14 protein-coding genes are annotated in these 14510 nt (G+C 43.0%); 2 read left to right on the plus strand and 12 right to left on the minus strand.

Annotated elements, in window-relative coordinates; translation table 11 throughout:
* The 5 genes from Q8865_02380 to Q8865_02400 form a co-directional block, all read right to left on the minus strand.
* A complete protein-coding gene (locus Q8865_02380) occupies positions 1 to 387 on the minus strand; it encodes a BlaI/MecI/CopY family transcriptional regulator (protein MDP4152275.1) in 387 nt (128 codons plus the stop codon).
* A 131-nt stretch (positions 388 to 518) separates the two neighbouring features.
* Entirely contained in the window at positions 519 to 1334 is an 816-nt protein-coding gene (rhaD, locus tag Q8865_02385; GenBank protein MDP4152276.1) for a rhamnulose-1-phosphate aldolase, read from the minus strand.
* A gap of 1 nt (position 1335) precedes the next feature.
* A complete protein-coding gene (gene rhaA, locus Q8865_02390; protein MDP4152277.1) occupies positions 1336 to 2589 on the minus strand; it encodes an L-rhamnose isomerase in 1254 nt (417 codons plus the stop codon).
* A 19-nt stretch (positions 2590 to 2608) separates the two neighbouring features.
* Positions 2609 to 3760: a lactaldehyde reductase gene (gene fucO, locus Q8865_02395; protein ID MDP4152278.1), complete on the minus strand. Its 1152-nt coding sequence runs from the start codon at positions 3758 to 3760 to the stop codon at positions 2609 to 2611.
* A gap of 28 nt (positions 3761 to 3788) precedes the next feature.
* Positions 3789 to 5255: a rhamnulokinase family protein gene (locus Q8865_02400; protein MDP4152279.1), complete on the minus strand. Its 1467-nt coding sequence runs from the start codon at positions 5253 to 5255 to the stop codon at positions 3789 to 3791.
* Between the two features lie 213 nt (positions 5256 to 5468).
* Between Q8865_02400 and Q8865_02405 the strand changes: the two genes are divergently transcribed.
* Positions 5469 to 6239, plus strand: a complete 771-nt coding sequence (locus tag Q8865_02405; protein MDP4152280.1) for a DeoR/GlpR family DNA-binding transcription regulator — start codon at positions 5469 to 5471, stop codon at positions 6237 to 6239.
* A 94-nt stretch (positions 6240 to 6333) separates the two neighbouring features.
* On the plus strand, positions 6334 to 6840 hold the full coding sequence (locus Q8865_02410; protein ID MDP4152281.1) for a ferritin-like domain-containing protein: 507 nt from the start codon (positions 6334 to 6336) through the stop codon (positions 6838 to 6840).
* Between the two features lie 181 nt (positions 6841 to 7021).
* On the opposite strand, the gene Q8865_02415 is transcribed toward Q8865_02410, so the two are convergent.
* The 7 genes from Q8865_02415 to Q8865_02445 all read right to left on the minus strand — a co-directional run bounded on the left by Q8865_02415 (position 7022) and on the right by Q8865_02445 (position 14377).
* On the minus strand, positions 7022 to 7159 hold the full coding sequence (locus Q8865_02415) for a hypothetical protein (GenBank protein ID MDP4152282.1): 138 nt from the start codon (positions 7157 to 7159) through the stop codon (positions 7022 to 7024).
* A gap of 62 nt (positions 7160 to 7221) precedes the next feature.
* Entirely contained in the window at positions 7222 to 8136 is a 915-nt protein-coding gene (gene tsf, locus Q8865_02420; GenBank protein MDP4152283.1) for a translation elongation factor Ts, read from the minus strand.
* 37 nt (positions 8137 to 8173) lie between these two features.
* On the minus strand, positions 8174 to 8902 hold the full coding sequence (gene rpsB, locus Q8865_02425; GenBank protein MDP4152284.1) for a 30S ribosomal protein S2: 729 nt from the start codon (positions 8900 to 8902) through the stop codon (positions 8174 to 8176).
* A 120-nt stretch (positions 8903 to 9022) separates the two neighbouring features.
* Positions 9023 to 9925, minus strand: coding sequence for a lysylphosphatidylglycerol synthase transmembrane domain-containing protein (locus Q8865_02430; GenBank protein ID MDP4152285.1), 903 nt, complete (start codon positions 9923 to 9925; stop codon positions 9023 to 9025).
* Between the two features lie 240 nt (positions 9926 to 10165).
* Positions 10166 to 11023, minus strand: coding sequence for a hypothetical protein (locus Q8865_02435; protein MDP4152286.1), 858 nt, complete (start codon positions 11021 to 11023; stop codon positions 10166 to 10168).
* 113 nt (positions 11024 to 11136) lie between these two features.
* Complete coding sequence (locus Q8865_02440) at positions 11137 to 13815, minus strand: calcium-translocating P-type ATPase, PMCA-type (GenBank protein MDP4152287.1); 2679 nt, start codon at positions 13813 to 13815, stop codon at positions 11137 to 11139.
* Positions 13816 to 14068: 253 nt separating this feature from the next.
* Complete coding sequence (locus tag Q8865_02445; protein ID MDP4152288.1) at positions 14069 to 14377, minus strand: hypothetical protein; 309 nt, start codon at positions 14375 to 14377, stop codon at positions 14069 to 14071.
* Positions 14378 to 14510 lie beyond the last annotated feature (133 nt).

Genomic DNA, 14510 nt, shown 5'->3' on the forward strand with positions numbered 1-14510 from the left:
CTATTCCCCCTTCGATGCTTCATCGATAAACCGCCGAAGCTCGTCAAGCTCCTTTTCGCCGATCTCTTTGCTGTTATAGAGAGACGAAACAAATGTTGTGACGGAATTGCCGTATAACTTTTCAAGAAATGACCTGTTTTCATACTTAAGATAATCCTGCTCATCAATTAAAGGGCGGTATATATTGCTTTTTCCGTCCTTTTCCACGCTTATAAAGCCTTTTTGGGCAAGTCTAGACAGAAAGGTCAATACTGATGTTATCTTCCAATTTCTTTTCCCTTTAAGTTTTTCAATTACGTATGCCGACGATACAGGCTCACCCGCTTCCCAAAGAACCATCATTATTTCAAGCTCAGAATCCGGAAGCCGTTTCATTTCATTATCCATAATATCATTCCATTCTACAATTGTCGAATGCCTTTGTTTATATTCTACACTCGTAGAATATAAATGTCAATAATATAAATAAAAAAAAATCCCTGCGGCAATTTAATGCCGCAGGGAATAAATTATTGAACTTATTTGTTCAGAAATCCTTCCTTAGGAGTAACGTGGAATGCGTTTGCTAAAATCCAAAGCTGCTCGTCTGTTATAGACTGCTTTATTTCATGATTCATTACTTTGATATAAATCTCTGCGGCTTTTTCAACCGTTTCGATGAGTCCAAACGCTTCGTCGATGTCACGGCCGGTGCCAAAAATGCCGTGCTGACCCCAAACGACAAGTCTGTATTCCTTCATCTTTTCAGCGGTAGCCCTGCCGATCTCATCGTTTCCGCAGAGCATCCATGGCAAAACGCCGACGCCGTCCGGGAATACGACAAGGCACTCGGTGCACATCTGCCACAAAGTGCGGGTAAACTCACGCTCGCTAAGATCGTGAACAAAAGTCATTGCGACAACATTAGTTGCATGAGTATGTATGACGATACGATGCTTCGGATCAACTTTAAGGCGTTCGATATGGCTCATGAAATGTGCCGGAAGCTCGCTTGTAGGTCTGCCGCCGTCTTCAAATCCCCAAAGGATACCGATGCTTTTTCCGTCTTCGGCAACCTTGATTATTCCAAGGCAGTCGGCCGGTTTCTTTAAAACATTGCGGAAATATTTTCCCGTGCCTGTGACCAAGAATATCTTTCCAGCAAGATCTACTGCGTGGAACGTTATCGGTATCCACTTTTTGACTGTATCGAGGTCAAGATATTGCTTTACCTCTTCAGGATCGAGTATAAGGCTTATATTTCCGCCGTTGCGCTCATCCCAGCCCATACGATACATATTATCCGCAATGTCACAAAACTCCGTTAAAAACGGCGCCTTTAATATATCTTTCATTTCAAACCCTCTTGCTTAAAACATTAACTTCATATTCTTTTGCGAGCTTCAGCCAATCCTCACGAACAGGAACGCCCTGCATCTCGCAGTAATAGTCCCAGACTGCCTCAGCCGGATAGGATTTTAACTCTTCCATCATTGCAAGGCGGCTGGTATAATCGCCTGAAAGCTCAAGCTTCTTAAGTTCATCAGTAGGCTCAAGCAGAGCTCTCAGCAGTGCTTTCAGCATGTTCCGAGAGCCGATAGTCCAGGCTGCTATACGATTTATGCTTCCGTCGAAAAAGTCAAGCCCGATATGCGTTCTGCCTAAAAATCCTCCGCGAACCAAAGCATATGCGATATTCTGCAGTTCGTCGTCCAAAATGACTACATGGTCGCTGTCCCATCTTACAGGACGGCTGACATGAAGCAGCAGCTCATCCGTAAAAAGCAGAACGGAAGATATTTTATCAGAAATTACCTCAGTAGGGTGAAAATGTCCCGCGTCGAGGCAGACAAGCTTGCCGTTTTTGACAGCATATCCTACACAGAATTCGTTTGAACCAACGACATAGCTTTCGGTTCCAATGCCGAAAACCTTGCTTTCAACCGCATCAACATTATACTTTTTATCAATCGGCTCGGCAAATACCTCGTCAAGCGCCTCCATCATGCGGCGGCGCGGGGCGACACGGTCGACCGGAATGTCTTTATATCCATCCGGAAACCAGAAATTAGTAACACATTTCTGTCCAAGCTCACGCCCGAAATATTCGCCGATTTTACGGCTTAATTTACAGTGACGGATCCAGAAATTACGAATCTTGTCATCTGCACTGCTGATAGTAAAACCGCTGTCAGCGAACGGATGAGAGAAACAGGTAGGATTGAAGTCCAGCCCCAAGCCGCGCTCTTTAGCCCAGCGAACCCATGTTTCAAAGTGTTTTGGCTCAAGCTCGTCAAGATCGACCTTTTCATCTGTATCCGCATAGATTGCATGCAGATTCAACTTATGTTTTCCAGGTATAAAGGACAATGCCTTGTCAAGATCCTGCCTGAGTTCATCAGGCGTGCGGGCAGCCCCAGGATAGTTGCCCGTAACCTGTATACCGCCGGTCAGCTCATTGTTAAATAAAAATCCCTTAACATCGTCGCCCTGCCAGCAGTGAAGTGAAATTTTAATGTTTTTCAGTTTTTCTATTGCACGGTCGGTGTCAACCCCGAGCCCTGCATACAGCTCACGAGCAAGTTCGTAAGCCTTTTGTGTGCTGCCCATTTGTTCACATCCGTTTCGATTAATAAAGTGATTTATATAATTTCAGAATATCAGCAACGCTTGTCTCTCTCGGGTTGCCGCCTGTGCATACGTCTGCATAAGCCGCCTCTGAAAGTGCCTGCAAGTCTTCTTCCTTTACACCGATTTCACGCAGTGTTTTCGGGATGCCAACGTCTTCAGACAGTTTTTTAACTACATCAACTGCCGCTTTACGTGCAGTTTCGATATCCATTTCGTCAACATTCTTTACACCCATAGCGCGAGCGATCTCACGGAACTTGTCGCCTGTGCAAGGTGCGTTGTATTCCATAACTGTCGGCAGAATAACAGCGTTTGCAACACCGTGCGGCGTGTCATAGAAAGCGCCGAGAGGATGAGCCATCGAATGAACTATGCCAAGACCGACATTAGAAAATCCCATACCGGCAACATACTGAGCTAGAGCCATATCTTCCCTGCCTGTCAGCTCTCCGGCAACAGCAGAGCGCAGTGAACGTGAAATGATTTCTATTGATTTAAGATGAAGCGTATCCGTAAGCTCCCAAGCGCCCTTTGTTGTATAGCCCTCGATTGCGTGTGTCAAAGCGTCCATTCCTGTGGAAGCTGTAAGACCTTTCGGCATTGAAGACATCATGTCAGAATCGATTACAGCTATAACCGGGATGTCATGCGGGTCAACACAGACAAATTTACGTTTTTTCTCTTCATCAGTTATAACATAGTTGATCGTAACCTCTGCGCCTGTTCCAGCAGTTGTAGGAACGGCAATGATCGGAACGCTTTTCTTCTTTGTATTTGCAACGCCCTCAAGGCTTCTAACATCGGAAAACTCAGGGTTGTTAACTATGATGCCAATACCCTTTGCAGTATCGATCGGTGAGCCGCCGCCTATTGCGATGAGATAGTCAGCGCCTGCAGCTTTAAATTTTTCAATGCCGTTTTTCACGGTTGTGATTGCAGGATTAGCCTTAACTTCATCATATACCTCATATGCGAGTCCAGCGTTATCTAGCATAGTCGTTACTTTGCCGGCAACGCCGAACTTTACGAGCGCCTTGTCAGTTACAACGAGTGCCTTTTTAAAACCGCGATTTTTGACCTCGTTAACGATCTCAGCAATTGCCCCTTTACCGAAATAGCTAGTTTCATTCAAAATCATTCTGTTTGCCATTTTAACACCACTCCTTTTTAATTTATGTTTACAGCCCTGCAATTCCCTTGAATTTAGGATAATGCATCTCCCATTCATCAGATTGGTGAGGTGCAAATTGCTGTATATCAACCGCGGCACGAACAGCCTTTCTCGCATCTTTAAGATCGGCAAGTTCGCCAGCGGCAATAAGCTGAACCGCAATATTACCTATTACCGTTGCCTCGGCAGGCCCGGCATTTACCATAACTCCACATGCTCCGGCAGCCATCTTGCATAAAAACGTATCTTTTATTCCGCCGCCTACGATATGCAGAATCTCAAAATCATACCCAGTGAGTGATTTCATCGTTTCAAACGCGTATTTATACTTCATAGCAAGGCTCTGATATATACAGCGCATCACTGCGCCCCTGCTTTCAGGGACAGGCTGACCCGTTTCACGGCAGAATTTGCGAATACGCTCAGGCATATTGCCTGGGGCCTCAAACAAAGGCGCGTCAGGATCAATAAAGCTTTCAAACGGCTCTGTATCAAGCGCCTCACGCTCAAGATCGTTAAAGGAAACCGTCTGACCCTCACGCTGCCACTGACGGCGTGATTCCTGTATAAGCCATAGACCCATTATATTTTTGATAAAGCGGATCTTATTATTGTATCCGCCCTCGTTAGTGAAATTAGCTCTGGCGGCATCGTCTGAAACAACCGGTTTGTCAAGTTCTGTCCCAAGAAGCGACCATGTTCCGCTGCTGATATATGCGAAATGCTTGACTTTAGACGGAACTGCCGCAACCGCCGATGCGGTATCGTGTTCGCCTACCGCGACAACAGGAACTGGTTTGCATCCGAGTTCTTCACAAATTCCTTTGCTCAGCATTCCATATGTACTGCCCGGCTCGATTATTGACGGAAAAATGCCAGAGGGAATACCTAGTTTTTCAAGAAGAGTTTGATCCCAGTCGCGTGTATGAGGATTTAAAAGATTAGATGTCGACGCAACTGTATACTCGGCATGCTGTTCACCAGTCAAAAAGTAAGCTAAAAGATCCGGGATAAAAAGCAGCTTATCGACGCCTTCAAGCCCGCCGCTATGAGCAAGATAGTACAGCTGATACAGCGTATTTATGCGCATAAATTGTATGCCCGTGCGCGAAAACAGCTCATCTTTTGAAACTTTCTCGTATACTTTTTCTGGAACTCCCTCAGTTCTTGCATCACGATAATGCACAGGGTTTTGCAAAAGGCGCCCTTCTTTATCCAAAAGCCCGAAGTCGACACCCCATGTATCTATACCGATACTGTCGAATCCGCCGCCGAGAGCGACGGCTTTCGATATTCCCTGTTTAATTTCAAAAAACAGCCTTAAAATATCCCAATGAAGCGTTCCCCCTATCATTACGGGGTCGTTTGAAAATCTATGTATTTCTTCGATTTTTATCTTGCCGTTCTCAAGCGTTCCAAGCATTGCTCTTCCGCTTGACGCGCCAAGGTCAAAAGCAAGCATTTTTTTTGCCATATATGCTCCAAAACCGCATAACTTTTAGCGGCTGCCGCATTTTCGGCAAGCGGCATACCAAGATTATCTTTAGACAGTTGTAAAGAATATAAAAAAGTATTATTATAATATCACACGTGTTCATTTTCATCTATATTTGAGCGTCATGTTGTTTAATCAGCATAAAAAACTAGTGTAGTGAGCAAAAATAATCACAAGAAACAGGAGAAACCTATGCTTACACTTGAAAGGCATAACAAAATTCTTGAAATCCTAAACAAGAAAAAGTCTGTTACCGTGAATGAACTGAGCAAAAAACTTTTTGCCAGCCCCGCAACGATTCGCCGTGACCTTACAGCAATGGAAAAGTCAGGGCTAATCACTCGATCACACGGCGGCGCAGTTCTATATGAAAGCTCAAATGCAGAGCCGTCACAGGTTATTCGTGAGCACGAAAACATAAAGGAAAAAAAGGTCATTGCAAACCTTGCTGCTGATTTTATAAAAAATTCATACTCTATTTTTTTGGATTCAAGCAGTACAGCGGGATTTCTTGTCCCGCATCTTACTAGATTTCGCAACCTATCAGTAGTAACAACAGGAATAAAAAACGCGTTGCTGCTTATGGAAAAAACGGATGTGCGTGTTCATGTCCCGGGCGGCATGATTGCTCCGAATTCAAACACTATCACCGGCAGTGACACACTTGAATACATATCACATATCAATGTCGACGTGGCATTTATTTCATGTGCCGGGATTGACACCATTTCGGGCATCACCGAGGGATCATTTGAACAGTCACAGCTTAAACGGAAAATGCTGTCGAATGCAAAATCCAGGATTCTTCTCTGTGACAGCAGTAAATTCGGACATACCTTCTTATGCCGAACCTGTGATTTTAACGGCATAGATTATTTTATAAGTGATAAAACGCCTGATGCAGAACTTGCAAACGCTATAACTACAGCAGGGTGTGAAATAATAGCTGAAGATAACCTATAATAAAAAAATAAATTATTGCGCACTTTAGTAAATTTTAACACCTTTTTCCCCTTTTTCATATAATAATATGTAATATTTAAAAGGGGGATCCCGTATGCAACACTATGGAAATAATCCCGATAATGAGGGTAATGCTCCTCAGTACACTCCCTATATGTCACAGGACCCTTATGGCTATAACAACGGTCTATCGGTGGCACTTCAGCTTATTCGTGATGCATTAAGCGGCGAGACTGAAGACAGGATGTTCTACGAATACCTGATAAGCATTGCCCCATCAGAAGAGGAAAAACGAATCATCGAAAGCATCCGTGATGACGAGATGCGGCATTACAGCATGTTCAGGCAGCTTTATTACGAACTGACAGGTCAAATGCCCACAATCGCTCAAGAGCCGACTTTTGAAAAACCTGCTTCATATTGTGATGGTATCAAACGCGCGCTTTTCGGCGAACAGAATGCAGTAAGAAAATACCGCCGTATACTTTTTGCGCTTCAGGACAGAAGACAGATCAATATGCTTACAGAAATAATAACAGACGAGATCCGTCACGGAATACTTTACAGCTACATATACTCAAAAAACGGCTGCGATGTGTAATCTCCTTGCATTATAGACTATGCAAACTCAAAAAAATGGGCTGCTACAAATCGAAAGTTTTATAGCAGCCCATTTTCAGCCTGCCGAAAAAGGACGCGCACCGCAAAAGCGATTCATAGGTGAAAACGCAAAATGGAAGTATCAGGCTTTCAAACGCACTCTTCCTGTTAAGTTATAAAAATCAAAAATAGCGCAAGCGTCCCCATATCGAGGCACCTTTGCAAACTTTACCAACAGGCGCCCTGCTGTATGCATCATCAACGAGCACCTGCTTTTCGTCTGACTGCCCTTTTCGAGCGTCTGTCAACTTATCAAACAACTTTTTAAATAAGTCGAAAAGAGCCTGCTTTAAAAGCAGGCTCTTCTTTTGAATAAATTAAATTATTTAACCATTTTAGCAACTTCAGCTGCAAAATCGTCTTCCCTCTTCTGAAGTCCTTCGCCCTTTTCAAAGCGCGCGAACTTTGCGATAGAAATAGGAGCTCCGATTTCTTTAGAAACTGAATCCATATACTGCTTAACAGACATATCGTTGTTCTTGATATAAACCTGTTCAATAAGGCAGTTTTCTTTATAGAATTTCTGTACACGACCGGCAACCATCTTTTCAGCGATTGCTTCAGGTTTGCCCTCATTTATTGCCTGAACTTTCAGGATTTCTTTTTCCTTATCCAAAACTTCAGCCGGAACTTCTTCTCTTTTGTTATAGGAAGGATTTGAAGCTGCAACCTGCATTGCTATATCCTTAGCAAACTCTTTGAATTTCTCAGTTCCAGCAGCTTCATCAGTTGTATCGAACTTAACCATAACACCGATTCTGCCGCCGCCGTGTATATAAGTTTCAGTAATGCCCTCATAGCGCTCGAATCTTCTGACCTTAAGGTTTTCACCTATCGTCAGGATCTTATCTCTCAGAACGTCTGCAACTTTAGAGCTTCCGCCCTCATAGTTTGTTTCAAGCAGAGCGTCAACGTCTGCCGGATTGGTGTCTGCAACAGTCTTTGCGCATCCTGCTACAAAGCCCTGGAAATCAGCATTTTTCGCAACAAAGTCTGTTTCTGAATTGACTTCGATAACAACGCCGACTTTTTTAGCGTCGTCGGTATAACAAGCAACAAGACCTTCCGCCGCAATCCTGCTTGCTTTCTTAGCGGCAGCGGCAAGACCCTTTTCTCTTAATATTTCTACTGCTTTTTCGAGATCCCCGTCAGCCTGTGTAAGTGCCTTTTTGCAGTCCATCATGCCGACGCCTGTTCTCTCTCTTAATGTCACAACATCTTTAGCTGTGAATGCCATATATATTCAATCCTCCGTTATTTTAAATATTATGCTGTTATTCCTTGTCCCCAGCGGCTTCCTCTTCATCCATTTCGAACTGTTCACCCTGTCTGCCTTCAAGAACAGCGTTAGCCATTGTCTCGGCGATCAGTTTAACGGCTCTTATAGCATCATCGTTGCCCGGGATAACATAATCCACTTCATCAGGATCGCAGTTTGTATCAACGATTGCAACGATCGGAATACCAAGATTTCTTGCCTCTGATACAGCGATTCTCTCTTTCTTAGGATCAACGATAAAGAGCGCAGCAGGAAGTCTTTCCATATTCTCTATGCCGCCTAAAAACTTTTCAAGTTTTTCTATTTCACCGCGAAGCTTTGTAACTTCCTTCTTTGGCAGAACTTCGAATGTGCCGTCTTCGGACATTTTACGGAGCTGTTTTAGTCTTGATACTCTTTTTCTTATTGTCTTGAAGTTTGTCAGCATACCGCCAAGCCATCTGGCATTGACAAAATACATGCCGACACGCTCAGCCTCTTCTTTAATAGAATCCTGAGCCTGTTTCTTTGTTCCTACGAACAGAACTTCGCCGCCCTCAGCTGCAACATTGCGGATGAACATGTAAGCGTCTTCAACCTTTTTTACGGTCTTCTGCAGATCGATGATGTAAATACCGTTTCTTTCGGTGAAGATGTACTCAGCCATTTTAGGGTTCCAGCGTCTGGTCTGATGGCCGAAGTGAACGCCTGCTTCGAGCAGTTGTTTCATTGAGATTACTGACATTATTATTTTTCCTCCTTGGTTTTTACCGCCATACCGTTCATTTTCCCGCACAGCATATGCACCGGTGCGGAAATCGCAGTATGTGTGTAATTATCTGTGTTATGATACCATATTACAGCATTATTTGCAAGACGTTTTTTTAAGTTTTTTGCCAAAAAAGAACATAAAAAATCCCAGAGGCAGCAGAGCGGCATACTGGATCAAATGTATAAGCAGCGCAGCACCTAACGCGTAACTTTGGTTTATCAAGTCCGACAGTGCAAGTGTTGTCAAAGCCTCAAAATAGCCTATTCCTCCCGGTGTGCCTGGCACCAGCATTGAAATGTTCGTTGCCACTATTACGCCAAGTGCGCCGCGAAAAGCCACATCAGCCGGCATATTGAGTGAGAAAAGAGCTATTACAATAGACGCATAGATAAAAAGCCATGATGTAAAAATATGTTTTGAAACTCCGCCGAGGTCTTCTTTGATGAATTCCGCTGTTTTTTCTTTTGTTTTCGGGAAAAACTGCGCAACCGTAAAAGCAATAACTATGAGGCCGAGAACAATCCCGGAATAGAACATGAAATCCAAGCCTACCTCATTTTCAAGGCTGTTATAGAAAAAAATCGATAAAAGGCAAAATATAATTAATACTATTATATCAAATAGCTTTGGAATGTACATTATATAAGTTTTTTTCCAGAATGAATATTCCCTCGGCAGCATATTGCTTTTTGTACTGTCTCCAAGTCTGAATGGAACAACCATATTGATCGCCTCGCCCACGCTCATGATCCTGAATGCATCTTTTTTTGAAATATCCGCAAGTTCACAGCTGAGCACTAAACCTTTGTTGTAAATGCCCAGTGCGAATAAGATGATCGAAATCAAAGCAAGCAAAGGATTTACCCTCAGCTCAGAGATCTGTCTTAAATCAATTTTAGAAATAAGATGATAAAAATAAAATATTATAGCAGGTATAATTACACATATGAATGCAACTCTTGATATATCTCCAAGCCGCTTAAAAGGAATTTTCACGCTATTTCTCCCTTCAACTAGTGTAACCATTTTCCATTACCTTAACAATTAATTCATATTTTTAATTAAAAGAATTAATGCAGCTTACATATTTTTATTATCTTATTTTAAATCTCAAAATATGTAGATAAAAAAACGCGCGGTTCTTCCGCGCGTTTTATCATAAATTCAGATAACTTATCACACACGGCATAATCATGCCATATGTATATTGATTTGCCGCTTAAAGCGTAAACCAACTTATCTGCATCCGCAGCCCCTGTGTCTGTCATCTTCGGGTTCACAGTGTCTATGCCTGTCTTCGTCTTCGATTTCCATGGATGCCGGCGGGAAAAATTCTTCTGTCGGGAACTTAATGCTTCTGAAGAGCCTGCATGGATCGTCTTCGTTTCCAATGCACTCTTTCTCAGGAATGCAGAAATCATAAGCCGGAATCAAAAGCTGAACGTCTCTGACTATTTTAATGATCGAGAAAATGCCGAGTGTAACATAAACCATTTTCTCAGGATCATTGTCAACAAGATCGCCGTCAAATTCTCTTAAGATTGCATCCGGTACAGAACAGAGATCTACACCGCAGCCGCAATGTTTTTCACATTTTTCAACCAGTTTAACGCCGAGCGCGATCGGATCCACTACTTCAACAATAGCCTTCGGCTGGTTGCTTGAGCGGATAGGATTCGGATCGAGTCCGTCTGGTCTGTATGAAGATGTAAATGTTTTTGCTGAGCCCTCGCTGCCGAAAAGAATGACTTTTTTGTCAAATGTACTTAGTCCGCGAACCTCCATAGGTCTCGAAACACCGCAGAATGCATCAAGCGTGACTTTAAAGAAATATTTTACATCAATAGCATAAAAACCTCTGTTGAAAGGAACCTCTTCGACATCGATGTAAACCCAGATGATTTCAGCTTTTCTGACTTTAACATTGATTGCTTTGTCTATAATTTCTTGTGAACGGCTATCAAAATAGACTCTCAGATCCTCAAGGCAGTCTTTATCTTTGCATGTATCATAAACCTTAGTAGTATTAATGCAAACGGCTTCTTTAAATCCGTTAGCGCAGGAAAGCGGTCCCGGAACTACTTTTTCGCTCATAGTATTTATCCTCCTACAATGGTATTGAAGTTGCCTGCTTCAATATCAGTGTATGCAAGGAAAAGCATTATGTTAGTATTTTTTTATCACTTCTTTGCACCGCTTTCATATAATTATTGTTTTTTTAATATATGAGAGAACGCTTTCTGCATTTCTACAACCGCAACAGGCGTTAAAGAAAGCGCAATAACTATTGCCCACTGAACAGGACTTATAAGCTCCAGCCTGAATACGCTGGTACGGACAGCCGGAATGCAGATAGTGACAAGCTGAAGAATAACGTTTATAACAAACGCGCCGACAACATAAAGGTTTGAGAATATGCCGATCTTGAATATAGAATAATTCATTGAACGGGCGTTGAACACATGGAAAAACTGTATGAACGCAAGCGTCATAAACGCCATAGTAGAGCCTGTTCTTGATGCGATTTCAGTCCCCGAGGCTACCCCCTCTTTAAATCCGATGTAATAAGCAAAAAACGTCAGGCATCCGATTAATACGCCCTGAAATGCTATACGAAGACCAAGACCACTGCTGAAGATAGATTCATTGAGTTTGCGCGGAGGGCGATTCATGATTCCCGGTTCAGCTTTTTCCATGCCGAGCGCGATGGCAAGAAGCGAGTCAGTAACAAGGTTGATCCACAATATCTGAACAGCGCTGAGCATTTGGACAGGCATACTGAAAAGAAGCGTTCCAAGCAGTGTTGTAAGCAGGATGCTTATTATCTCGCCGATATTGCTCGAAAGCAGAAAATGGATAGCCTTGCGGATATTATCGTAAATAACCCGGCCATAGCTTACAGCCGAGACTATCGTTGCAAAGTTGTCGTCTGCAAGTATCATATCGGCGGCGCCTTTTGCGACTTCTGTCCCGGTGACGCCCATAGAAACGCCTATATCGGCAAGTTTCAAAGCAGGCGCGTCGTTCACTCCGTCCCCCGTCATGACAGTAACATGACCATTAGCTTTTAAAGCTTTTACTATTCTTAGTTTATGCTCAGGGGATACACGTGCGAACACACTATAGCTGTGGATATTTTTTGTAAGCTCTTCGTCCGAAATCTCTTCCAGCTCAGCGCCGCTCATCACCATGTCGCCTTCACCGAGTATGCCAAGATCACGAGCGATAGCGCTTGCAGTTATAACGTGGTCTCCAGTTATCATAATCGGGCGGATTCCAGCTGTTTTGCATTTTTCAATTGCTTTTTTTGCCTCTTCGCGAGGCGGGTCTATCATGCCGAACAGTCCAACAAAAATAAGATCGTTCTCAAGTGTTTCTGTCGAAACTGAACTCAGCATGTCAGATTCGATCTTTTTATATGCAACAGCGATAACTCTTAACGCGCTTTTAGACATTTCCTCGTTTGCTTCGGCAATCTTCTTTGCAAACTCATCGTCGATGGGGCTTACGCCACTGTCGTCCTCAACTGCGGTACAGCGCTGAAGCAAAACATCAGGGGCGCCTTTTGTTATTGAAATAAGTTCGCCGTTCATTTTATTCACGGTTGTCATAAGCTTTCTGTCAGAGTCGAAAGCGATCTCCTCTACCCTTTTGTTCAGCTCTTTTATCTCGATCGGGTTCATCCCACGTCTGACAGCAGCATCAATAAGCGCGACCTCTGTCGGGTCTCCGACGCTTTCGTATTTTTCGCTTTCTTTTTTAACGCTTGTGTCGTTGCACAAAACGCCAAAGGTCAAAAATTTTCCGGCTGTGCCCTCAATAGATATGTCCGACGCTGTTACATAATCAAAGTTGACGTAAGATTTAACGACTGTCATTTTGTTTTGAGTAAGTGTTCCTGTTTTATCGCTGCATATAACCGTGGCGGAACCGGAGGTTTCGATGGCGGGCAGGCTTTTCATTATGGCGTTCTTTTTCACCATACGCTGCATTCCTATAGCCAGAACTACAGTAACGATTGCAGGAAGGCCCTCAGGTATAGCCGCAACGGCAAGGCTTAATGAGTTTAGAAATACCGTCATAAGCTCATGGCTTTGAAGGTATCCTATTATAAATATTGTAACACAGACTGCGAGCGCAAAAATCGACAGAATCTTTGAAAGCTCCTTCAGTCTTCTTTGAAGCGGCGTTGCATTTTTCTCCGCACCGCTCAGCAAATTTGCAACCTTTCCTATTTCTGTTCCGGCGCCAGTTTCAGTGACGACGCCATAAGCTCTGCCGTATGTCACAACTGTGCTCATAAATGCCATATTGGTCATGTCGCCAATGCCGCGTTTTTCATTAGAAAGAACAGTATCTGTCTTTTCGACCGGGACTGATTCACCGGTAAGAGACGATTCATCCGCCTTCATGTTAAAGCATTTTGTGATGCGGACGTCTGCCGGAACATAGTCCCCGGCCTCCATAACCACAAGATCGCCCAAAGCTACGTCTTCACAGTCTATAACTAATTGTGACCCGTCGCGTATAACCTTTGCTTTAGGCGAAGTCATTTTTCTGATCGATTCAAGTGCTGATTCAGCCTTCTGCTCCTGAACAAGACCTATTACAGCGTTAATTATGACGATCGAACAAATGATTATGCCGTCGACGATCTCGCCGATAGCGATACATATTATCGCCGCAACAAGCAGCACAATGATTGTAGGGTCGGTGAACTGGGATAAGAACTTTTCAACTGCAGTCTTTTTTCTCTGCTCAGGAAGCTTGTTTTTGCCGTGTTTTTGAAGGTGCTCTTCAGCCTGTTTTACCGTTAGCCCCGTTTTTAAATTTGTTTCAAGGGTCTTTTCGATCTCTTCTTTCGGCTGTGAATACCAAAGCGCCATTTAAATTCTCCTTTTCGATAAATTAGGAGATACCGTGACATTAAAAAAGACTTATACATAATACAAATAAGTATTATGTATAAGTCTCACCATTTAATTCAAAGCCAGGCGTGACACCGATTGTTGACTTTAAAACATTAAAATGTCGGTTACTCCCTTACAAGGGTTATTATATCAGCAACTCAAAAGTTTGTAAATAGGTTTGCAAAATTTTTTATCATCTGACCGTAAAAAATACTCGTTTGAGACAAGCTTAACTGAAACGTATCCCGCATGATCTGCAGTATTCGTCGTTTTTTGACAGCTTATTAAAGCCGCATGTCTGGCACTCGTAATAACCGCTTTCAAGCCGTATTTTCGTGTTTTTCTTGTATTCACGGATGATTTTTCTGTCCTGCCTTTGCTCTATTTTCAAAAGGACAAACAGGGTCAAAAACAGGATTATCCCTATAGCGATCGAAATTTTTATTATCCATACGATATATTTTGCATGGCTGAAAGTGCTGACGATATGCAGCAGCACGGGCAGTATCACCAAAAAAACCGAGATAGCAGCTGCCATCACTTCGCCGAAACCTATCGAATTTATCTTTTTTATAATCCCATCCCCTGTTCTTTTTAACGTAGATTACACTTGTAACATGAGACGCTGCGGGCTATAATTAAACATAAAAATGTAAAAGATTTGAGGGAGA

The sequence above is a fragment of the Bacillota bacterium genome, assembly GCA_030705925.1.
GTDB lineage: Bacteria > Bacillota > Clostridia > Oscillospirales > Feifaniaceae > JAUZPM01.

What these genes read in the sequence shown, in the direction of transcription:
- Q8865_02380 (MDP4152275.1), bottom strand. Translation starts at nt 387, where the DNA reads ATGGATAATGAAATGAAACGGCTTCCGGATTCTGAGCTTGAAATAATG.
- rhaD (MDP4152276.1), bottom strand. Translation starts at nt 1,334, where the DNA reads ATGAAAGATATATTAAAGGCGCCGTTTTTAACGGAGTTTTGTGACATT.
- rhaA (MDP4152277.1), bottom strand. Translation starts at nt 2,589, where the DNA reads ATGGGCAGCACACAAAAGGCTTACGAACTTGCTCGTGAGCTGTATGCA.
- fucO (MDP4152278.1), bottom strand. Translation starts at nt 3,760, where the DNA reads ATGGCAAACAGAATGATTTTGAATGAAACTAGCTATTTCGGTAAAGGG.
- Q8865_02400 (MDP4152279.1), bottom strand. Translation starts at nt 5,255, where the DNA reads ATGGCAAAAAAAATGCTTGCTTTTGACCTTGGCGCGTCAAGCGGAAGA.
- Q8865_02405 (MDP4152280.1), top strand. Translation starts at nt 5,469, where the DNA reads ATGCTTACACTTGAAAGGCATAACAAAATTCTTGAAATCCTAAACAAG.
- Q8865_02410 (MDP4152281.1), top strand. Translation starts at nt 6,334, where the DNA reads ATGCAACACTATGGAAATAATCCCGATAATGAGGGTAATGCTCCTCAG.
- tsf (MDP4152283.1), bottom strand. Translation starts at nt 8,136, where the DNA reads ATGGCATTCACAGCTAAAGATGTTGTGACATTAAGAGAGAGAACAGGC.
- rpsB (MDP4152284.1), bottom strand. Translation starts at nt 8,902, where the DNA reads ATGTCAGTAATCTCAATGAAACAACTGCTCGAAGCAGGCGTTCACTTC.
- Q8865_02435 (MDP4152286.1), bottom strand. Translation starts at nt 11,023, where the DNA reads ATGAGCGAAAAAGTAGTTCCGGGACCGCTTTCCTGCGCTAACGGATTT.
- Q8865_02440 (MDP4152287.1), bottom strand. Translation starts at nt 13,815, where the DNA reads ATGGCGCTTTGGTATTCACAGCCGAAAGAAGAGATCGAAAAGACCCTT.
- Q8865_02445 (MDP4152288.1), bottom strand. Translation starts at nt 14,377, where the DNA reads ATGGCAGCTGCTATCTCGGTTTTTTTGGTGATACTGCCCGTGCTGCTG.